Raw genomic sequence first — 21384 nt, 5'->3', positions numbered from 1 at the left:
CTATTGCATCGGCTTATGTAGATGAAGGTGATGTATGTAATAAGTAGTCTGGAGAGGCGCGGCGCAGAGATATTTTTGGCTGAATTGGCTGGCGAATTAGAGCACCTCGGTGTCGTTCAGAGTCTGGTGAGTTTAGCCGCAGCTGGGCCATTGCCCATTGAGCTACCAGACAAAGTGAGTGTGGCAACGCCTGACTCTTCGAGGGGGCGTATTCGAACAATCCGCAAGATGCTCAAAACCCAAAGGCCAGAATTGGTAGTGTGTCTGGGAAGCAAGGCTCTGAAGTACTTTGTAGTGAGTAGTGTCGGGTCATCAATAGAAGTCATCTATTGCAAGATCGGGTTGACTGAACCTTGGCTGAAACGGTTTAAACGATTGCGCATTCAGGTCGATCGTTGGTTTATAGGTCGAGCTTGCAAGGTAGTTTCACTGGGTGATAATTCAACTCGGGAGCTCACTGGTGTATTTTCTGTGTCGATGGAGAACGTGGTTCACATTCGCAATGGGCGCAGAGTTACACCGAGTTTACATGCAGAGAGGGCGGATGGATTGTTGCACCTGGCTTGCATTGGAGCATTAAACTGGGAGAAAAATGTTGGTCTGGTTATCGAATTGATGCATGACTTGGCGCCACAATTCCCTCAGTTGAGGCTGGATATTGTAGGCGACGGACCACAACGGCAAGAGTTAGAAAATCGAGTCGTTACATTACAGATTGGAGACAAGGTGAATTTCCTTGGCGCCAGTGACGACATTCCAGGTGTCCTGGCAGGCACGGATTTACTGGTGCTAGCCAGTCTTTCGGAGGGTGTTCCAGGGGTACTGATAGAGGCAGGGATGGCATCAGTTCCGGTGGTGACATGGCAGGTCGGCGATGTGGATGAGGTTGTTCTGGATGGAAAAACGGGAACTATAGTCCCCTTTGCGGCGCATGCGGACCTCAAACGAGCGCTGATTGTGCTATTGAATGATGCACATAAACGAGCGGTCTATGGCGAGGCCGCCAGGCAATATTGTGTCGAGACTTTCGGCATGGACACTATCGCTCTGGAATATTTTAATTTATTCCACGCTGTGACTAACAATGTCCAAAGTTAGAGTACTGCAAATTATAAAGGGGCTGGGACTGGGTGGGGCTGAGAGGGTCGTGTGCGACATTGTCAGGACGCTGGATCATAGTCGTTATGAGTTGACCGTTGCCTACCTGTTGCCCCACAAAAATGCGCTGGTTGCAGAGCTGGAGGCATTGGGTGTTGAGGTTGTGTGTTTGAGCGAAGGTGATGGCATGGGTGTAGCATCCAGCCTCAGATTGTGGCGTTTGCTGTCCAGTAAGCAATTCGATCTGGTGCATGCACATTTACCAAGTACGGGGATCTGGTTGCGTCTGTTTAGGCCCTTTTTCAGTTTTCGATTGCTGTATACAGAGCACAACCTGTGGTCCAGCTACGGGCTGCTCATTCGTTGGCTGAATCGTCTGACATATCCTTTGAATTCGGTCTCGATGAGTTGCTCGGTGCAGGTGTGGCGGTCTGCCGGTGAACGAGGGATTGTGATTCGAAATGGCATAGATCTGGACCGCTTTCAGGTAAGTCCGGCTAAAGATATGGCAGGCAACGCGCGCATCTGTGTGGCCATTTGTGTGGCCAACCTCAACCCTAAAAAAAATCACGCTATGTTGCTGGAGGCTGTCGCCACGATGCCTCTGCGGGAGGGCTTTAGATTGCTCCTGGTAGGCCAGGATGGACATTGCAGGGAGGCCCTTGAAGGCCAGGCAGCAGCGCTCGGATTGAGTGACATCGTGATATTTCACGGACCCTCTGCCGATGTGGTAGGACTCATTGCCGGCGCTGATATTTTTGTTTTGTCTTCTCAGTTCGAGGGCTTGCCGATTTCTCTGTTGGAAGCCATGGCCGCAGGCCTACCTGCGGTATGTACCAATGTTGGTGGCATATCAGAGGCGCTAATTGATGGGGAGACCGGCTATCTAGTAGCCAAATCTGATACCGAGAGGTTCTCGCTGCGCCTGAGTGAACTTGTGGATAATGAGTCTAAACGTCGTGATTTTGGAGCCGCTGCCCGCAAACGCGCAGAACTGAACTTTGGTCTGGAGAAGATGGTGGCCAGCCTCGACGCCATCTACTGTAAGCAGCTTGCCCAGTAATCCAGTGCCTTTAACAACGGATATACAGATCAAGCCATTCCGACCACAGGACCTCGTTCAGGTACTTCAACTGATGAACCTTGCTCTCGGCGTGGCGGTGAACAGCCAGCCCCGAAGCGAGGCTTACTGGCGCTGGAAACATCTGCACAACCCCTTTGGTAAATCGATTATGTTGTTGGCCTGGCGTGATGACGAGCTGGTCGGATTTCGTGCCTTGCTGCGCTGGCGGCTTAAATCTCAAGGTAAAACCATCAACGCCGTAAGAGCCGTCGATACCGTTACCCATCCGGATTATCAAGGACAGGGGATTTTTTCGAGATTAACTTTAGCGGCTCTGGAAGAATGTAAGCGCCAGGACGTGTGCCTAGTCTGGAATACGCCTAATCAGAATAGCCGTGCAGCGTACCTTAAGCTCGGCTGGCGTTCCCAGGGGAAGATCAACATGGTGATCAAGCCCCTGCACCCTTTAGGGATGTTGGTTGGCATCTGGGGCCATTGTTTCGGGCAGGTAAGATCCGACTCGCCGGCGCCCTCTCATACGCTGCAACCAAACGATGTAAGGGATTTGCATAGGCCTACCTCCGATGGGCTTCAGTCAGAGATCGGCGAGCGCTATTATCAATGGCGTTATTGTGAGGTACCCCACTTACAGTACTTTTTCTATCGGGACGGTGACTGGGCTTTTATTTACAGGATGAACACGCGACTGGGTATGCGAGAGTGTGTTTTGTCAGAAATACTCTCAACGCAACCGCGTGACGATACGGCGGGTTGCAGCGCAGCGCTGCGCGGACTCACGCGAACACTGTCCGCGGACTATCTGGTGTTAGCAAAGCAAGTACAAGAACGATGCCTTGCCGCCGGGGTATGGATCGGATTGGGGAAAATGGAATTGATAGCCAATTGGCTGATCGATGCAGAGCCGACAACCAGTAGCTTCAGCTTTTCTACCGGTGATTTAGAGGTTTTCTAGTACTATTACTGACTGCTAGTTCCTAGTTTAAGGGGGCAGAGCCCTTTAAGAGTTTAAGGGGTCAGAGTCCTTTGAGTTTAAGGGGTCAGAGCCCTTTAAGTGATAAGTCTTTAGCCAGTAGATCTTCAGTATCGCGATATCTCAGCTTGAATCGGTAGTAGAGCCAGACCGCGTAGCTGATCATGTTGAGAGGGAATCGGTGGTTTTTATAGGTGTTCCTTAGCCGATTCTATCAATTCCGGACTGTTAACTTGGCAATACCAATTAACGCAAGCACCTTACTACCCGATCAGACAAGGCAAGTTCGTGGCCACTTTAGACCTTTGGGAAGGCGGTGCCTTTCTCTTACACTTCCCTGAAACCTTTTTTAGATAAAGACAATCATGCCTGAAACCGCAGCAGACCCACACTCGACAAACAGCGCCGACTATCATGATCCAACAGTAGTCGATAAAGACCCCTATGACGTCGACATCGCCGATTTCAATGTGGCCAATCCTCACCTGTTTTCCAGCGACACCCTTTGGCCTTGGTTTAAAAGATTGCGCGAAGAAGACCCCGTGCATTACTGTCGCAACAGTATGTTTGGCCCCTACTGGTCGGTCACTCGCTACCAGGACATCATGGAAGTCGACACGTCACACGACATATATTCCTCAGAGCCCAGTATTACTGTGGGAGATTTGCAGGAAGATTTTAAACTGTCCACCTTTATTGCAATGGACCGCCCACGACACGATGAACAGCGCGCTGTGGTCAACCCTGCCGTGCGCGCAGAGCAACTGCGCATTTTCGAACCCATTATCCGTGAGCGCACGCGCGAGGTACTGGACTCATTGCCTATCGGCGAGGAGTTCAACTGGGTCGAAAAAGTATCGATTGAGCTGACAACCCGGATGCTGGCGACGCTGTTTGATTTTCCATTCGAAGATCGCGCCAAATTGACGCGTTGGTCTGACGTGACGTTCGCCATACCCGGAATGGGCGTTATAGATAGCGACGAACAGCGGCGCAAGGAGCTACTGGAGTGTCTGGCTGCATTCACCGAGTTGTGGAATCAGCGTATCAATGAGGAGCCGAAGGGCGACTTCATCTCCTTGCTGGCGCACGGGTCAGCCACGCAGGAAATGGACCCCCTGGAGTATCTGGGTAATATCCTTCTACTCATTGTTGGCGGCAATGACACCACCCGCAACTCAATGACGGCCAGTGTACTTTGCCAGAATCTGTATCCGGACCAGTTCAGAAAACTCAAAGCGAATCAGAAGCTTATTCCCAACATGGTATCCGAGACTATTCGCTGGCAAACACCTCTGGCTTATATGCGCCGCACCGCCAAGGAAGACACTACTCTGGCCGGCAAAGAGATCAAAAAGGGCGACAAGGTCCTTATGTGGTATGTCTCGGGTAACCGCGATGAATCACATTTTGATAACCCCGATGACTACATCATCGACCGGGTTAACGTGCGCAGCCATCTTTCGTTCGGCTTCGGCATACATCGTTGCATGGGTAATCGCGTCGGTGAGATGCAGCTAAGAATACTCTGGGAGGAAATTCTGGAGCGTTTTGACAGCATTGAGGTGGTGGGTGAGCCTGAACGCGTACCCTCCTCATTCATACGGGGTTATGCGGCTTTGCCGGTTGTACTGCACGCCAGGAAATAACGGGCTCTCTTACCCTGAACCGCTACTGGTAACTTAACTTTATTTTTCCTATACCTCGATACCGGTCTGCGTCAGCGTCAGCCTTGTCTAACCACTCCCAGCCACCACAAAAGCTGGACAGCTCAGACGCGTGACAGTGAAATGCCTTTAAACTAAGGCGTTGGTTGGCACGGTGACTTACCGGTGCCGGCATAGCAGCAGGCGAGTATCAGTGAATCGAGTTGCACCAACAGGAACGCCCGGTTTTTCGGTACTGGGAGCACCGCAGGCCCGCCTACCCGCCTGCGCCGGTGTTTATCGCTTTCTCGACAGTAACGGCTATCCGCTCTATATCGGCAAGAGTATCAACATCTACGCCAGGGTCAGGACCCACCTCAATGAAGCCCGTCACTCGCAGCGCCAACAACGCATGGTGAGCGCCACGGCAAGCGTTGATTGTCGTCCGACGGCAGGGGAAGCTGGCGCGCTGTTACTTGAGAACCTCGCCATCAAACGCGACGTACCGTTGTTTAACCGCAGTCAGCGCGCTGTGCGACGACTCTGGTCGATTCTTCTGAAACAGAGCAAAACAGGCTATGAGCAAGCTGAGATTCAGGCTTTCACACTGGATAAACCGGACATTATGGCGGCATACGGCTCATTTAAAAGTCGCCATCATGCTCGTGAGGCGTTACGAGAACTCGCCCGCAGTGAATCTTTGTGCCCGAAAATTCTCGGGCTGGAGCATGCTCGCGGTGCTTGCTTCCAGCGCCAATTGGGCCACTGTGCGGGGGCTTGCGTGGGTATTGAGTCAGCGGACGTGCACAACCAGCGGCTGCGCGCAGCTTTAGCTCGGCACAGGCTCAGTGCCTGGCCGGTGGTCGGCCCTGTGCTTGTCCGTGAAACTTGCGCTGAGCCGGTTGCGGGTCAGCCGCGGCAGGAATGGCACCTGCTGCATAATTGGACTTACCTTGGCACGTTCAGCTCAGAGGCCGCGGCGGCGCAGGCAGGCGTCGACAACACCTTCATGTTTGACCGTGACACCTATCAGATCCTGCGCCGCGTATTGCGTACCCATAAATTGCCACTGTACTGCGCGGATAGTGGCGAGGCAGTGAACTGGCCAGATAGCGGTGTTCCGGTATGAGTGTTGCAGTAGTCTGGTTCAAGCGTGACCTCAGGCTTGCGGATCACGCACCTCTTGCAGCGGCAATCGATTCAGGATGGCCGGTTTTGCTGATTTACAACTTCGAGCCAATGCTGGTTGCCGACTCTCGCTACAGCGCCCGTCACTGGCGCTTTGTCGGCGAATCACTGCGCGATATCAATGCCAGCTTACGAGACTGCCATGCCCGTCTTCATGTGTTTAGCAGCGATATGTTGGCACTACTCCAGGTCATTGGCGACACACTGGGTATCGCCAGCGTATTCAGCCACGAAGAAACAGGCATAGCATCAACATTCCAGCGTGATCAGGCGGTAGCCGATTGGTTGCGCGATCGCGACATCCCCTGGCATGAATACCAGTGCAATGGCATCCAGCGCGGTCGTCGCGATCGAGTTGGTTGGAACGAGGCGTGGCTGGCATTTATGCAGGCACCGCAAGTGACGCCCGACCTCAACAAGCTGCAAGGATCGAGTGTTCCTTCGAACAGCGCGCTTGACGCGCTGTTGCTGCGTAACCCTGACCCTGCATGGCTCGAATCTGACTCTGCTTTTCAGACCGGTGGGGCCACTGCTGCGAACATCTGCCTGAACAGCTTTTGGGAGGTACGTGGCCGCGCTTATTCAGGCAGCATGTCCAAGCCAGCGGCTAGCTCAGAGCACTGCTCGCGACTCTCGCCCTATTTTGCCTGGGGGAACCTGAGTATTCGCCAGGTCTTTCAGAAATTGCGGTCCTTAGCGCCGCGACAGGGATGGAGCCGCTCGCTGGCAGCGTTTGAATCCCGATTGCATTGGCACTGCCACTTCATCCAAAAGTTTGAGATGGAATGTCGTATGGAACGCGACAACGTAAACCGCGGTTTTGACAACGTCCAGTGGTTGCCAGACCAACAACTGCAGCTCGCTTGGCGCGAGGGTCGCACCGGCTACCCGCTAATTGATGCCCATATGCGTTGTCTGCAACAAACCGGCTATACGCATTTTCGTGGCAGGGCCATGCTGATCAGTTTTTTTTGTCATCATTTGTGGCAGCCATGGCAGGAGGCAGCCACGCATCTGGCGTCTTTGTTTCTGGACTTTGAACCCGGCATTCACTACCCGCAAGTACAAATGCAGGCGGGGATTACGGGTACCAATACCATCCGCATCTACAACCCGGTCAAGCAGTCGCAAGAGCACGACCCCGAAGGGCGATTTATTCGGCGCTGGGTTCCCGAACTCGCGAACGCGCCACTGCATTTACTGCATACGCCCTGGGATGCATCCCCGATGGAAAGGCAACTGGAGCCTCTGAACTACCCCGAACCGGTGGTCGATTGTGCGGTTACTTTTGGCCAAGCGCGGGAAACCTTGTGGTCCATGCGCAAGCATGCCCAGGTGCGCGCCGAGGGCCGCCGAATTCTGGCGAGGCATGTTCAGCATCCGGATACCCTCAGTGCTCAGGCGCGCGGTTGGCGCGTAACCGACGGCCGTTGAGAGAGGCGCTGATGAACATTGCCAGAGCGGCTATTTGCACCCTGAAAACCAACAAGAGACGATAGCGATGCACTTGATAGAGGATGTCAGAAACAGACTGCTGCCCAGGCTTCAACTGCTGATCCAATACCTTGAAAAAACGGAAGACAGCGCGGCTTTGCCATTTTTCCAAAGCCTGCAAGCCTCCTTAGTTGCGGCGAATAGCGAAGTAGAACTACAGGAGCTCTTCCTTATTCTGGCCACCGCGGCGTTTCAACCCTTTACTCTGGATTCCACGGCTGCTTTGCTGGTCGATGAGGTACTGGCGCTCGCCGAGCAAGTTGCTCACACACTTTCAGCAGCCTCGGATTCCCCGCACTAGGGTAATCGAAATCAGCATTTTGAAGGGCGTCAGACCGCGCATTTCCTAGCGCTTAATCTCAACGCGACCGAATTCAGCAGCCCCTCGGCGTGCACTAATCTGCGGCGCCAGCGTAATCAGGTCACCATTCATCCCGCGGACCTGGCTGGGAACGCCTATTGATTTGGCGAATCCTGCGTGAGCCCGCAGGTGTTGCGCTTCGCCGTGTACAGGAATTGACAGCTGCGGCCGAATCCACTCATACATAATTCGCAGCTCATCCTGGGCGGGGTGTCCCGAGGCGTGAATTGGCAGTGAATGCTCATCCTGTATAACGTCAACACCGCGGGCTCGCAGCGAATCGCAAAGCCGCTCCAATGACTCCTCGTTACCCGGTATGACTCTTGAACTAAAGATCACAGTGTCGCCCATCTCCAACTCCATGGCTGGGTGGTTGCCAGCCGCGAGCCTGCCCAAGGCGGCACCAGATTCACCCTGGCTGCCCGTGGCAACAGCGAATACATCCTGACGCGGTAAGTAGCCCAAATGCTGTGATTCGATAAAACCCTGATCAAGCGTCCACAACTGGCTGCGTCTGGCCGCCCCATAGTAGTTGTGTAGTGAACGCCCTAGCAGGGCAGGATAGCGGCCGGTTTCCTGTGCGACTTTTGCCAGCGTATGTAATCTGGCTACATTGCTACCGAAACAGGCTACGATAATACGGCCCTTAGCGTGCCTGGCGTGCTCAAGCAGGCCCTTGTAGAGATCGCCCTCGCTGAGCGAATGGCCGGTGAGCATGGCGTTGGTTGAGTCACAGACCATGGCCAGTACACCTTCATCGCCCAGTCGTTTCAACGCCGCTGAGTCGATACTTGATCCGACTACTGGGTCTGGATCAATCTTCCAGTCGCCAGTGTGAAAAACATTGCCACAACGAGTGCGGATCATCAGTGCCTGAGATTCAGGTGCGGAATGGGTGAGTCCGAACCATTCGAGATCAAAATGCCCTAGCTGGTGCCTGAGACGAGGCTCAACGATATGCACTTGCACGTCTTTTTCAAGGCCAGCCTCAGACAGCTTGCGCCGCAGGATCTCAGAGGTGAAGCGCGTGCAGTAAACCGGGCAGCGCAACTCTGGCCATAAATGTGCGACCGCGCCCACGTGATCCTCGTGCGCGTGTGTGATGACCATTCCTATCAGCTGTTGTCGGCGCGCTGCGACAAACTCTATTGAAGGAGCAATAATACGGGTGCCAACGGCTTCACGATCAAAGCCAATGCCGCAGTCAACCATGAGCCACTGGCCGTTGTGACCGTAGAGGCTTAGATTCATGCCTATCTCGCCGCAACCGCCCAGGGGCAGGAACCAGAGATCTTTTTCTGTTGGTGTCATAGTGGTCTATAGCTTGATAGGATTTTGATGGTTGAACAGTCTACAGGGTTTTGACAAGTTAACTTGTCAGTACCAACCTGGCAGTACCTCACCGTGGCAAAAAAGCATGCGCACAGCATCAACTGGGCTAATCAATAGGCGTTCTACAAATATGCGATTACTTAAATATTTCTCCTTATCCATACTGATTTTGCTGGTTGTTTTCGCGGCAATCGCCTGGCGTTTTGTGAGTGGTCATTTTCCCGATCGCGACGAACAATATCGCGCGAGAATGGAGTACTTGCCGATGCCCCCATCTGCATCAGAAGACTATGCGGACGCCGCTTGGCGTTGGCCACTGTCGACTTTTTACAACCCGTTTCTGGAGCAGGGACCCTATCTCTTGACCTACCCTGTTGCCCGGGAAAAGCCAGTAGCGGCCGTCCTGATACTGCCAGGTGGCGGCTATTTTTTCCGTTCCGAAAAATACGAAGGAATAGAAATCGCTGATTGGCTAAACGCCCAGGGGATTGCCGGCTTTGTTTTAAATTACCGACTCAAACTCCACCCGGCACCGCTCGACGATACGCAGCTTGCTATGCGCTACCTAAGGGAACACGCACAACGCTACAATATTGACCCACAGCGCATTGGTATTATGGGTTTTTCAGCTGGTGGCCATTTAGCGGCGGCAGCATCAACGCTGTACCAACAAGGCCAGCCGGCCAGTTTGCAGCCTTTGTTACGTCATAGCACGCGCCCTGATTTTTCGGTGTTAGCCTATGCGGTCACTAGTTTAACGGACTCAGCGCATGCGGGCATCCGCGGCAATCTACTCGGAGAGAATCCCGACCCTGAGCTTATTAATCTATTGAGTGCAGAGCGGCATGTTACTTCAGACACACCGCCGGCATTTGTCTGGACGGCAAAAACCGACAGCATCGTACCCTTCCAAAATTCCGTGATCTATTCCCAGGCGCTCGAAGCTGCGGGAGTACCCGTGGAAACCCACATTTATCCGGAAGGTCGTCACGGTAGCGCATTAGCGGAAAAAGAAGAGTATGCACGCACATGGCCCGCTCAATGGCTGAGCTGGCTAAAGAAAATGGATATTCACCCCATAGATTAGGCATTGCACATGCTATTGAGCCCCTGCGCCGTTACGCTCAGTATTCATAGCGCTGGTACTGGCCAGTTAGGTTCCCTAAAACCTTGTATCTGTTCATACGTCGAGTCTACCAGTGGAGTGCGAGTTTAGCTGGCAATACCCTGGAGCCCGCGTTGGTCTACAATGACTAGCAATAAAAGTTAAAACACAGGAAAAGTGGAAATGACGAATAGTACTAAGATAGCCCTGATCACAGGGGCCGCCTCTGGCCTGGGTGAGGCCATTGCAGGACGTTTGGCTGCCGATGGATGTACTGTGGTCGTTGCCGACATAGATATGGACAACGCCGAACGAGTTGCGACTGAACTGGGGCGAAGTGCGAGCGCGTTGAAGCTGGATGTCAGCAGTGAGGCAGACTGGGTCGCTGCAATAGCGTCGGTGGAGTCGCAATATGGGCGCCTGGATGTATTGGTCAACAACGCTGGCATTACCACCATGGGCTCTATAGAGGATCTGACATTCGCGGCCTTCAAGCACGAGTTCAGCATTGATGTGGACGGGGTGTTCCTGGGAAGCAAATATGGCATCGGCCTGATGAAGAAGCAGGGCGGCGCCATTATCAACATGTCCTCTGCAGCCGGCATCAAGGCTGGGCCCTATCTATGCGCATACAATGGTGCCAAGGGGGCGGTGAATATGATGACCAAATCTATTGCTCTTTACTGCGCTGAGCAGAAATATAATATCCGCTGTAATTCAGTACATCCCGGTGCCATTCACACCGCTATTATCGACAAGACTCTGGCCCAGTCAGATGACCCTGATGCCCTGATGGCCAATTTTGTGGCGTCTCATCCGGTGGGTCATCTTGGTGCCCCCGCGGATATTGCGGCTATTGTGTCCTATCTCGCCTCAGATGAGGCCGCCTTCGCCACCGGCGCCCAGTTTGTGGTGGATGGAGGAATGACCTTGTAGGAAGGTGTCGGTAACGGGCCTGCCGAGTTCAGATATTTGCCTTGTGCATCCCCCCTACTCTTGTCAGCTTTCTTTACACTCTTCACAGGCTCACAGATCGACAAACTTTCAACCCTATGAAAAACAAGCTTTATTTTTTTATGGCGCAAATCTTGCACTTTGTTACTTAAGTGCTGAAAACTGATACGCAACCAAGGAGATTTTCACTGATGAAGTTCCTTCCTGCTCTATTTATTGCCAGCTCACTAGCTGCAACGTCCGGCGCACACGCTGAGGCCGTCAGCCAATTTTCAATCAACCTGGACTGGAGCACTCTGTCAACCAGTGGTGTCACCATGACGCCGACATCTTTCCCTCTGCCCGGCGGTGGCCCCACCGTCTCGTCAGAGGCTGAGGGTTGGGTAGGCAACAGCTCAGGCGGCGACCTGGACGAGGCGCTGGCCTTTAACGGTTCAGCTGCAATAGCGTCGTACACTGACACTTCTCTCGACGTACAGGGCGGCTATAACGGCGGTGACGATGTAGGTGCAAGCGCAGAAGCCACTAATGCCGGTCCCGGACAGAAAGATGCCTGGGGAGGAGGTTGGCGATCGATCTTCTATACGGCGGAGTCCACAGGTATCGTCATGTTCAGTATCGACTACACGGTGCTGGCGAGCGTTTCGACCGCACAGCCAGTTTCCGGGTTTGAATTTGCTACCGGCGGCTATGAAGTATTGATGGAGGCCACCGACGCCGATGCCTATTCTGCTGCCTACACAACAGCCAAAAATAACGGTGCCACCGACGATGAGGCTGATGAAGCGGGCTTCGCGGCCGGTGATCTGGAGTTTTACGAATTCCGTGATGACGATCTGCTGACCTGCATCAACACATGCATTGACTCGACAAGTCTGCAAAGGGACATGGCCCTGACCTTTGATGTAGAGGCGGGCACCACCTATGCTTTCGGTGCAGAAGGCGGTGTTTATGTCTATACCCAGGTTAATGCTGTACCGCTGCCAGCCGCCGCCTGGCTTTTTGGATCAGGCCTGATCGGTCTGCTTGGGGTGGCGCGGAAACAGTGCAAGCTGCGCCAGAGCTAATCTTTACGCTCTTCTTTGGCGCAGTGCCACTGGATTTCAACAGGCGTCTCTAGAACCGTTTAGCCCCAGCACTATCTCGCCTAGCAGATGTTCGATATCTCGTTGCCTGAGCTTGAATCTGCAGTAGAGCCGGACTGCGCAGGAAATGATATCGGGTGGGAATCGCTGTCGCTTTTATGTATTCATGAGCGAATTCTAGCAACCTCAGCGCTTTAACTTGGCAAAACTCTATGAGGTTATCTTTTCTTCCCAAGCACAGCAGACAGTCGCCCAGTTAGCGCTTTTAGCCCTTTACCTTTGTTGCTAATTTTCCAGGCCAGAAAATTTTCGCGATCCGACCTGTCAGTTAAATCCAGTGCTATCAGCGCACCCTTGTCGAGCTGCTGTTGAATGCGCTCTCGTGGCAGGTGGCCTACACCTATCCCTGCGAGTATTGCTTCCACTTTTTGATCAATATTTTGCACATAAAATGATTGCTGCTCGCTTCCCAGCCCGGCGCTGCGCGCAATATCAACCACCGATGTATCATGGGTAATGACGCGCCTGACTTTCGGTAGGGCCGCCGCCAACGCTTCAGGCTTAGCAACCAGACCTGCCAGCACATGGTCACAGGCGATCACCGGAACCAACTCTGAGGGTAACAGGGGTATGGTGCGATAGCCTTTTTGCAGCGGGACAGGCCCCGGCGAACCGACGATCAAGTCAACCCGGCCTTGCTCAAGCGCATCCCAACCGCCATTGAGGACTGATTCGCAGATATCGATTTCAACTGTGGGGTGCTCTTCAAGAAATTCGCGCAGCTGTGTAAAAAATACCGGATATGATTGATGTGACTCTACAGCGACATTGATACGGGGCTCCCAGCCGGTGGCGACTTCTATTGCCATATTCGCCAGACGAGCGGTAGATTGCAGTATCCCTCTGCCCTCTGCCAGTATTAAACGACCTGCTGGGGTTAATACTGAGCGGCGCCCCTGCCGTTGAAATACAGCAATATCCAGCTGGTCCTCCAACTTTTGAACAGCATAGGAAACAGCCGAGGTCGCTTTATTCATCTCCTCAGCTGCTTTTGCAAAGCTACCGCGCCGATCGATAGCATCTAACACCTCCAGAACTTCTATATTTATCGGATTTCTTGGCATTTCTTTCACCCTAAAATTAGTTCTGTAATTTAGATCATTTTAAACTAAAAAAGGGCCTTATTAACAATTTTGCAGTCATTACAATGGCTCCATTACCTAAACAAACCCACACAAACCAAAAGGAACAACAGCATGAAATCACAGATTAGCAAGCTAATAAGCACGGACAGCGGCCTTGATACCTTACCTCTTCGCGCAGGCGCTGGTGTGATATTTGCAGCACACGGTGCACAGAAATTATTCGGCTGGTTTGGCGGGTATGGACTGGAGGGCACCGCGGGCTGGATGACATCCATCGGTCTTGAACCGGGGCTGCTGATGGCTATATTAGCCGGCAGCACAGAGTTCGTCGGGGGCTTAATGCTGGCCGCAGGCTTACTAGTGCGCCCTACCGCTCTACTACTGACTGTCACCATGCTCGTGGCGATCGCTACCGTTCACTGGCAAAACGGCCTCTTCATGTCAAACAATGGCTATGAATTTGCCCTGGCCTTATTGGTGGCCAGTGCTGCTCTGGTATTCAGGGGCGCAGGTAGCTTCAGTGCCGATAGAGCACTCCACTCCCAGCTAACGCAGTGATCGCGACCTTATAACTACACATAACTGGAGCAAGAAGATGAGCGTATTACATATCAATAGCAGTGCACGGATGAACCAATCAAATACCCGCATAATTGGCCAGTATCTGGTTGATGCTCTGGGCGAGCCAGTCGTTAGCCGAGACCTGGCGCAGCATACTTTGCCGCCAATCACTGCTGAGGACCTGATCGCTGTTCACGGCTCATCCGACAGCCAGCGCGACAGTTTGCAGCCTCAATTGGCATTGTCAGATCAGCTCATCGAGGAGTTAAGAGCTGCGGACAATCTGGTGCTGGGTGCGCCGATGTACAACTTTGGAATTCCAGCCTCTTTAAAACAATGGATCGATGCAATCTGTAGAGCAGGCGTCAGCTTCAAGTATACCGAACAGGGCCCAGTAGGTTTACTGAATGTTAGGCGGGCTTTCATCATTACCGCCACAGGTGGCACCCCTGTCGGCAGCGAGATGGATTTTGCGAGCCGCTATCTGGAGCATATCTGTAAGTTTCTGGGTATTAGCGAGGTATTTCATATCGTTGCCAGTGGCTCGAAAGGCACACCTGAGCAAGTAATTGCCCAAGGCAAAGAGCAGGTAGACACACTGATAGCCGGGCTTCATTCCAACGCTGCCGCAGGAGCAGCCTAATTTTCACAATTTGGTGTGAAAAGCCGGCTATACGCAACAGACAGCCTTAAAGCGTAGGGCTGTTTCAAATAAATTGAGGTAACAGCAAGGGGTACAACCATGAACTGCACAGCAACAACCATATCAGCAGTCAATCACCGCGCAGTAGAGGCGGGATTAAGCCCGGCTAAACCTGCAAGCGCTGCCGTGGTTTACGCGCTGGCTCTTGTGACCGGTGCCCTGTTCATGGCTCTACCCTTACCATCGCATGCCGATCAAGACCCGTTGATGGAAGTGAACCGAACTGTTCATGACTTCAACAGAGGGATGGACGCCGCGATACTGAAGCCCATTGCAGAAACCTACACAACAATTACTCCATTATTCATGCAGCGTCGCGCAAGTCGCTTTTTCAGTAATATCGACGATATCAAGGTGACGATTAATGATCTGTTACAGCTTAAGTTTAAGCAGGCCGCCGGAGACGCTGGCCGCCTGGTGATTAACACCACGATAGGAGTTGCTGGTCTCTTCGAAGTAGCCGGCCCGGCATTTGGACTGGAAAAACACCACGAGGATTTCGGCCAGACCCTAGGTTTTTGGGCGATAGGCCCCGGGCCTTATATAGAGTTGCCATTTGTTGGACCTAGCACTGTCAGAGACTCAGCGGGAGCATTGGTGGATACGATTTTCAATCCACTTCAACTCTTGCAGGGTAGCCAGAGTATTTCTCTTGCTGCGGGTGATAGCATCAATGATCGCGCCGCGTTATTGGATGTTGAAGAGCTCATCAGCGGTGACCACTATGTGTTTATCCGTGAGGTTTACTTACAGCACCGTCACTTCCTCATTAATGATGGGCAGATAGTAGATACCTTTGGTGACTTCGACTCCGGGTTTGAAGAGGAATATGTCGACGGGTACTGACAAGCTGACTACTCGAGCCAAGGATAATCCGGGAAGTGGACATCAAGCAGTCGCCCTGCTCCATTCAGTGAACGCAATGATCCTCAGATCTCGATAATGTTCAGCGCGAACCAAATGCCTACCTAAATTGAACAAGTTACTGACCACGCCATACGCACTCAGGAATCTCTTAGCCTGCCTGATCAATTTTAATTTCCGGGATGCCGGACCACGCACCCCTCGCTACCTGACCCTGAATGGTCAGGCCCGCCGGCGAAGAATTCATCGCTGGGCTAAAAGGTCTTCGATATCGCGAGCGATCTACAAGATGCAGACCGGCCCGAGGCGCAATACCTGAAGATTCGCTGAGCACGCCAACTCATATACTTTCAAACACTTATCCAATAACCTGTTGCCATGGAATGGCTCTCACAAATCGGCAGCTGGATTAGTGACAACGAGGCGCTGCTGAGCGGCCTCGCCGCCATGATCGTAGTCACGAGTGTTGTATTCAGCCCCGTGGGGTTGGGTTTGCGTCGAGTTCTGGGCAAGACCCAGAAAGATAAGAGCGACACCCCGCCGCCTGCAAACACTACCCCTGACGCCAAAGAAATCGCATCGACAGCTGAAACACCCGGCACCGATAGCAGTGAGCAGAATCGCGCATCCATCGCCGTACTCCCGTTTACAAATATGTCTGACGATAGTGAACAAGCCTTTCTGGCTGATGGCATGACAGAAGACATTATTACCGGGCTGGCCGCCACACCCCACCTGCACGTGGTGGCCCGTAACTCCAGCTTCGCTTACAAAGGGCAGTCGCCCGATATTCGACAGGTTGGACGCGATCTGGGCGTGCGCTATGTGCTCGAAGGCAGTGTTCGCCGCGTGGCAGAAAAAATGCGTACCACTGTGCAGCTTATTGAAGCGGCTACGGGCAATCACCTGTGGGCCGAGAAGTATGATCGACTCTATGCCGAAATCTTCGATGTGCAGGATGAAGTGGTGAGTGATATCGCAAGCGCCCTCTCGCTGAGGATAAATGAGGCAGAAGTGCAGAGAACGGACAGGGCACCACCCACGGAGCTGGGCGCCTGGGAGCTGGTTCAACGGGCTATGCATGCGACCTTTCACAGCACACCGGGCCTTGCGAACTCCAGAGAGGTGGTCGGCATGCTAGAGCGCGCGGTTGAGATGGATTCCAGCTACGCATACGCACGCGCTGCATACGCATGGATGCTGATCTCCTCTGCGATAAACGGCTGGTCTGAAGACCACATGGGTACGCTCCAGGAAGGAGCCTCACAACTTCGTGCGGCGCTGGATCTGGACACCTCGGACTCTCTCACGCAGTACTATATCGGTGCGACCTACGGTTACATGGCGCAGTGGGAAAAGTCGGTCAGGTTTCTGCAGAAATCACTATCCAACAACCCGCACCAGCCCGATGCCATGTTACACCTGGGGCTTTCCTGGGGTTATCTCGGCAAATTTGAGCAAGCCCACTTATGCTTCGACAACGCCGAGCGCATGGCTGCAGACGATGGTGACAGGGGGCCTTACACATGGTATCGCGGCATCGTTCTAGGGCTGGAAGATCGCTATGAAGAAGCAATTCCGATCATAGAACACGTACTCGAGAATATGGCTCGCTACGCGACCGCGAGGATTACCTTGGCCATCGCCTTAGAGATGACAGGGCAGTCAGACAAGGCAAAGCGCGCGGTCGAACTCGCTTGCGAGCTAGACCCGGGTCTGAACATGGAAGGCATAGCCCTGAATGTTGGAGCGCATCAAGATCAGGAGAAGGGCCGCCAAAGAGTAGCCGTGCTGCGCAAGTATTGGCCTGGCGCCTAGCTTTTCCTGCGCACCAAGCGGTTTTGACGGTGCTGACAAATTAACTTGAAGTCATGGGCTGGCGCTACACACAGGGGTCAGTTAAACAGAAATGCGTCATCAGCTATCACCTTTGGCTCGACTTCACTGAATCTTCCGCGCTGGCACCCCATTTCGAGTAAAAATAAGTTAGCTTGTCAGTACCCTTGAGCTCTGCGATGCACAGCGTACACTAAGTTTTTTTACTAGACACATACAAGAGCGATAGGCGTCATTGAGACAAGCATAATCCGGGGCGCCGCCCTCGCGCAGGGGAACTAACCATGGAAACCAAAACAGTGGCTGTCGTGGGCGGCAGTGGGGGCTTGGGTGAACACATTTGCCTGAAACTGGCCAGTCAGGATACCGCGATACTTGTCGGGTTCTTCAGTGGACAGGACAAAGCCGATGACCTGGTCGCACGGATCAGGCAATCCGGAGGAACTGCCTCGGCACGGGCAGTGGATATTCGTGATGCCGCGCAGGTAGACGAATTTCTTGCCGCGGGCGATACCCTCGGCGGGAGACTGGTGGGCGTGGTCAATGCAGTGGGGCCGGCGATACCATTGCGCCCATTGATGGAGGTATCCCCTGAAGAGTTTCACCGCATCATGCAAACCGACGTCAACGGAGCATTCAACCTGCTGACGGCGACATCCCGTCTATTCGCCCAGCGCGAGGGCGGTGCCGTCGTGCAATTGCTTACCGCGGCTGTACTACGCACGCTGGAGAACGACGGTATGTCTGGCATACCCAAGACCGCCATTATGGGCATTGTGCGACAGCTAGCGCGCGAGGTCGGACAGGTAAACGTGCGCGTAAACGCGGTTGCTCCCGGTGTGATCGATGCGGGTATTGTGCACTCGTCTTTCACCACAGATAAGGTCGCTGCCGATGTGATCGACTTGTGCCTGCAGCGTACACCAATGCCGCGCTTGGGTGAGCCACGTGAGGTCGCCGATCTGGTAGCTTTCCTACTGAGTGATGGGGCATCCTATATAAACGGACAAGTCATCGGCGTGGACGGAGGTTACAGCGCCTGAGCCAGGCGCCTTGGTGTAGCTCGTCCATCGGTATTGCGCGCGCCGCGGTTTTGGCAAATTACCTACTCCGGACCTTGAGGAACCTTTGGGCTTGCCTGACCGATTTGCACTTCCGGGATGCGGGACCATACATCGCACGCTCTCTCAGCCTAGTAGCCTGCTCACGCGCGTCTCATGAGATTGTTCAGCTCGATTATTCTCATACTGCTGCGCGCCGTGCGAGCAGATCTTCGATATCGCGCTGGCTGAGGTTGAAGCGATAGTAGAGCCAATCAGTATTTAGGTGGCACCGAATCCTCGCAATATGCGATGCATTTTGCAATCCTATTTGCGAGACGCAAAACCCTGATGGCAGCTAAGTTACTGAATAAATAGAATATTTTGCCTTGTAGTTGCTGGCACGCTAATTGCTTACTTGTCTATAAACCTGCAACCTTCTGATTACTCGGTGAAACTAAAGTGCTCAAGAGTACAAATAGGCGATATTTCGCCAGCAGAGCCAGCCGCAATGCCTGAACACGAAACCCCGAATTTGGGTATTCACTCAGAAGCCATATCGACTCTGCTACCGGGCCTTATGATAGCTTCGTCCATAATCTTTGCTGGCGGTGGCATTTCAAATTACTTAAACGGCGACCTAGTGTTTGGGCTCATTGGTATAGCCACCGCTCTTGCCACCGGCGCTTTGGCTATGGCTGCTAAGAGGCCCGGCTCAACTCGCTATGCTCCGGGAATATTGATGGTGCTGATCATCTTTATTGTGCTGACGTCAGCGTATTTCCGGCCAGTCCCCGGGTTCCTGTGGATCTATGTCGGAGTGCTTGCGATCTTTCAGTTAACTAAACGAAATATTGCACTGTTCTTGAGTCTCTGTCTCAGTACGCTGGTGTTCTTGCTGGTCCTTTCACATATACCGGAGACAATGCTGGCGCGCTTGCCGCCGAGCATGCTGGCTGTTTGTCTAGTCTGCTATGTTGGGGCTTATCGGCTCGAAAAGCGTGAAATGGCTATCATTGCGCAACAGTCGGAGCTGGAGGCCGCTAATGCCGCCCAAAGTGAATTTATTGATAATGTCAGCCACGAAATGCAAACCCCGCTCACTGCCATAAAGGGATTCTCAGAACTAATCGCTGAAGATACAGGACTGAATCGGGCTTCCCGGAGCCACGTTGAATCAGTTTTGTATAATACGACCCAACTTACATGGATCATAAATGACCTCATAGAGACTACCCGCCTGCAAGGCCGGTCTTTGAGGCTACAATCCAAAGACACTGATCTGGCGCAGCTACTGACGAATATAGTAGCTACGGAGAGCCAGATAGCCCGAGATCGTGGCCTGGAACTGACAATTAGCCCGGAGTTTCCACTGCCGAAGTATATCCATACTGACGGTTTTCGTCTGTCTCAGGTTTTAGTAAACGTTATTGATAATGCCCTCAAGTTTACCCCGCAGGGATATGTAAACGTCGCAGTCAAATACGAACAGCGTGACAACACGATAGAATTTATTGTCAGAGACACTGGAATAGGCATTGCGGCTGACTTTCAGGATCAAATATTTGAGCGATTTTCTCAAGCGAAGTTAGCTGGCCATTACGGCAATACAGGAATCGGTCTGGGACTCTACATCAGCAGGGAACTGACGCTCTTGCTTGGTGGAGTATTGAGCTATCGGCCAGTCAGTACCGGCAGTGAGTTCTCACTGAAATTTAAGTTGCCCAATGAGTGTGAGGAGTTCATTCACGATCTTTTACCTGAATCCAATGGCGCCATCGAAGCCGAGGTTGAACGTCCGCAATACCGCGGCCACGTGCTGGTAGCAGAGGACTCGATAACCAACCAACTTTTGATAGGGATGATGCTGGATAACTATGGGCTATCCCATATGCTGGTTGCCGATGGCCAGCAGGCTGTCGACGCTTGTATGAATTCGTCATACGACCTGGTGCTCATGGATATCAATATGCCCGTAATGAACGGTATAGAAGCCGCACGATGCATTAAAGCGAGCGGTTTGGATACGCCCATTGTGGCGTTAAGCGCCAGTGCACTAATGAACAGAAATAGAGGCGACCAGATGAGTGTCTTCGATGGGCTTTTAGGCAAACCAATCGATACGGTTAAGCTAGAAACTATTCTCGCGAGCTACCTGACGAATAAAAACCTGGCGCCGACTTAATGCAAGTTCTACAAAAAAATACTCTATTCCAGGATTTAAAAATCAAACATCGAACGTTGCATTTGCAGAAGCACAAAGTGGTGAGCGCCATATGTCCTGCTTATCAGGCTCTTCTATGAAGGCGCTAAAAGTCGGCGTTCTATTTTTCTGTAGATTAGTCCTGGCAATAACGGGTTATCGTAGATTATCTGGAACATTTGCTGTCGCACTGCTGGCGACTTTATCGGGGGGGCTATTGCCGGCAGCGTATGCCTCAGATCAGCGCTACGCCGATTACCATTTAAAGGCGGCATTTATTTTGAATTTCCCTAACTTTATTACCTGGCCAAACTACGGTGATGATGCAGAAAATACCATTTGTGCCTTCAGCGCTGACGCAGTGGCAGATTCCATAGAAACGCTGCTTGCGAGTGCGCAGATGTCTGAACGCAAAACCAGAATCAGTTTCTTCCGTAACCCGGATATTGACGTGCAATGTGATCTTGCTTTCGTCGGGAAAGATGCTGAGAGTCTTATAGTAGGAATAAGCGCTGCAAGAGACATTTCGAATACTCTGATAGTCAGTGATATTACCAATTACGCGGTCGATGGGGGGATGATTGAGTTAGCACTAGTGGACACCAGAATTCGGGTCATTCTAAACCGAGCGGTAATTAATTCTCACGGTTTCAAAGTGGATTCACGCCTCCTGCAGCTGACGACGCAAGTGGGTACAAAGGGTACGCAGGAGTAG

General features: G+C 52.7%; 19 protein-coding genes and 2 pseudogenes. 17 read left to right on the top strand and 4 right to left on the bottom strand.

What is annotated here, in order from left to right; translation table 11 throughout:
* The first annotated feature begins 30 nt into the window (after positions 1–30).
* From EYC98_RS07990 to EYC98_RS07980, 3 genes are read left to right on the top strand one after another with little or no spacing between them, the layout of a single operon-like run.
* On the top strand, positions 31–1098 hold the full coding sequence (locus EYC98_RS07990; protein ID WP_279244896.1) for a glycosyltransferase: 1068 nt from the start codon (positions 31–33) through the stop codon (positions 1096–1098).
* Positions 1085–2161, top strand: coding sequence for a glycosyltransferase (locus EYC98_RS07985; RefSeq protein ID WP_279244793.1), 1077 nt, complete (start codon positions 1085–1087; stop codon positions 2159–2161). The genes EYC98_RS07990 and EYC98_RS07985 overlap by 14 nt, the downstream gene beginning before the upstream one ends.
* Before the next feature lie 4 nt (positions 2162–2165).
* On the top strand, positions 2166–3134 hold the full coding sequence (locus EYC98_RS07980) for a GNAT family N-acetyltransferase (protein ID WP_279244792.1): 969 nt from the start codon (positions 2166–2168) through the stop codon (positions 3132–3134).
* Positions 3135–3246: 112 nt separating this feature from the next.
* Here the strand turns inward: EYC98_RS07980 and EYC98_RS07975 are convergent.
* Positions 3247–3318: pseudogene (locus EYC98_RS07975) on the bottom strand (IS6 family transposase); the annotation flags it as partial.
* Positions 3319–3517: 199 nt separating this feature from the next.
* On the opposite strand from EYC98_RS07975, the gene EYC98_RS07970 reads away from it, so the two are divergent.
* The 4 genes from EYC98_RS07970 to EYC98_RS07955 all read left to right on the top strand — a co-directional run bounded on the left by EYC98_RS07970 (position 3518) and on the right by EYC98_RS07955 (position 7781).
* Positions 3518–4801: a cytochrome P450 gene (locus EYC98_RS07970; RefSeq protein WP_279244791.1), complete on the top strand. Its 1284-nt coding sequence runs from the start codon at positions 3518–3520 to the stop codon at positions 4799–4801.
* 211 nt (positions 4802–5012) lie between these two features.
* Entirely contained in the window at positions 5013–5927 is a 915-nt protein-coding gene (locus EYC98_RS07965) for a GIY-YIG nuclease family protein (protein WP_279244790.1), read from the top strand.
* On the top strand, positions 5924–7420 hold the full coding sequence (locus EYC98_RS07960) for an FAD-binding domain-containing protein (protein WP_279244789.1): 1497 nt from the start codon (positions 5924–5926) through the stop codon (positions 7418–7420). Before EYC98_RS07965 ends, EYC98_RS07960 begins: the two co-directional genes overlap by 4 nt.
* Before the next feature lie 73 nt (positions 7421–7493).
* Positions 7494–7781: a hypothetical protein gene (locus EYC98_RS07955; RefSeq protein WP_279244788.1), complete on the top strand. Its 288-nt coding sequence runs from the start codon at positions 7494–7496 to the stop codon at positions 7779–7781.
* Between the two features lie 45 nt (positions 7782–7826).
* Here EYC98_RS07955 and EYC98_RS07950 read toward each other — a convergent pair whose 3' ends face one another.
* A complete protein-coding gene (locus tag EYC98_RS07950; protein ID WP_279244787.1) occupies positions 7827–9152 on the bottom strand; it encodes a ribonuclease J in 1326 nt (441 codons plus the stop codon).
* A gap of 151 nt (positions 9153–9303) precedes the next feature.
* On the opposite strand from EYC98_RS07950, the gene EYC98_RS07945 reads away from it, so the two are divergent.
* From EYC98_RS07945 to EYC98_RS07935, 3 genes are all read left to right on the top strand, one after another.
* Entirely contained in the window at positions 9304–10260 is a 957-nt protein-coding gene (locus EYC98_RS07945) for an alpha/beta hydrolase (RefSeq protein WP_279244786.1), read from the top strand.
* A 201-nt stretch (positions 10261–10461) separates the two neighbouring features.
* Positions 10462–11214, top strand: a complete 753-nt coding sequence (locus EYC98_RS07940) for a glucose 1-dehydrogenase (RefSeq protein WP_279244785.1) — start codon at positions 10462–10464, stop codon at positions 11212–11214.
* Between the two features lie 209 nt (positions 11215–11423).
* On the top strand, positions 11424–12299 hold the full coding sequence (locus EYC98_RS07935) for a VPLPA-CTERM sorting domain-containing protein (protein ID WP_279244784.1): 876 nt from the start codon (positions 11424–11426) through the stop codon (positions 12297–12299).
* A gap of 236 nt (positions 12300–12535) precedes the next feature.
* Here EYC98_RS07935 and EYC98_RS07930 read toward each other — a convergent pair whose 3' ends face one another.
* On the bottom strand, positions 12536–13441 hold the full coding sequence (locus tag EYC98_RS07930; protein ID WP_279244783.1) for a LysR family transcriptional regulator: 906 nt from the start codon (positions 13439–13441) through the stop codon (positions 12536–12538).
* Between the two features lie 132 nt (positions 13442–13573).
* On the opposite strand from EYC98_RS07930, the gene EYC98_RS07925 reads away from it, so the two are divergent.
* The 3 genes from EYC98_RS07925 to EYC98_RS07915 all read left to right on the top strand — a co-directional run bounded on the left by EYC98_RS07925 (position 13574) and on the right by EYC98_RS07915 (position 15572).
* Complete coding sequence (locus tag EYC98_RS07925; protein WP_279244782.1) at positions 13574–14020, top strand: DoxX family protein; 447 nt, start codon at positions 13574–13576, stop codon at positions 14018–14020.
* Positions 14021–14057: 37 nt separating this feature from the next.
* Positions 14058–14666, top strand: a complete 609-nt coding sequence (locus tag EYC98_RS07920; RefSeq protein WP_279244781.1) for an FMN-dependent NADH-azoreductase — start codon at positions 14058–14060, stop codon at positions 14664–14666.
* Between the two features lie 99 nt (positions 14667–14765).
* On the top strand, positions 14766–15572 hold the full coding sequence (locus EYC98_RS07915) for an MlaA family lipoprotein (RefSeq protein ID WP_279244780.1): 807 nt from the start codon (positions 14766–14768) through the stop codon (positions 15570–15572).
* A gap of 42 nt (positions 15573–15614) precedes the next feature.
* Here EYC98_RS07915 and EYC98_RS21740 read toward each other — a convergent pair.
* Positions 15615–15785 (bottom strand): annotated as a pseudogene (locus tag EYC98_RS21740) (IS6 family transposase); the annotation flags it as partial.
* Positions 15786–15968: 183 nt separating this feature from the next.
* Here EYC98_RS21740 and EYC98_RS07910 point away from each other — a divergent pair.
* The 4 genes from EYC98_RS07910 (at position 15969) to EYC98_RS07895 (ending at position 21384) form a co-directional block, all read left to right on the top strand.
* Positions 15969–17408: a tetratricopeptide repeat protein gene (locus EYC98_RS07910; RefSeq protein ID WP_279244779.1), complete on the top strand. Its 1440-nt coding sequence runs from the start codon at positions 15969–15971 to the stop codon at positions 17406–17408.
* Positions 17409–17710: 302 nt separating this feature from the next.
* A complete protein-coding gene (locus EYC98_RS07905; protein WP_279244778.1) occupies positions 17711–18469 on the top strand; it encodes an SDR family NAD(P)-dependent oxidoreductase in 759 nt (252 codons plus the stop codon).
* A gap of 691 nt (positions 18470–19160) precedes the next feature.
* Positions 19161–20651, top strand: coding sequence for a hybrid sensor histidine kinase/response regulator (locus EYC98_RS07900; RefSeq protein WP_279244777.1), 1491 nt, complete (start codon positions 19161–19163; stop codon positions 20649–20651).
* Between the two features lie 115 nt (positions 20652–20766).
* The gene (locus tag EYC98_RS07895) at positions 20767–21384 is read left to right on the top strand and encodes a YfiR family protein (RefSeq protein WP_279244776.1); all 618 of its coding nucleotides are present in this window, start codon (positions 20767–20769) and stop codon (positions 21382–21384) included.

The sequence above is a fragment of the Candidatus Litorirhabdus singularis genome (assembly GCF_026262625.1).
Taxonomy (GTDB): Bacteria; Pseudomonadota; Gammaproteobacteria; order Pseudomonadales; family Halieaceae; genus Litorirhabdus; species Litorirhabdus singularis.
This window is presented reverse-complemented; position numbering and strand designations above follow the sequence as displayed.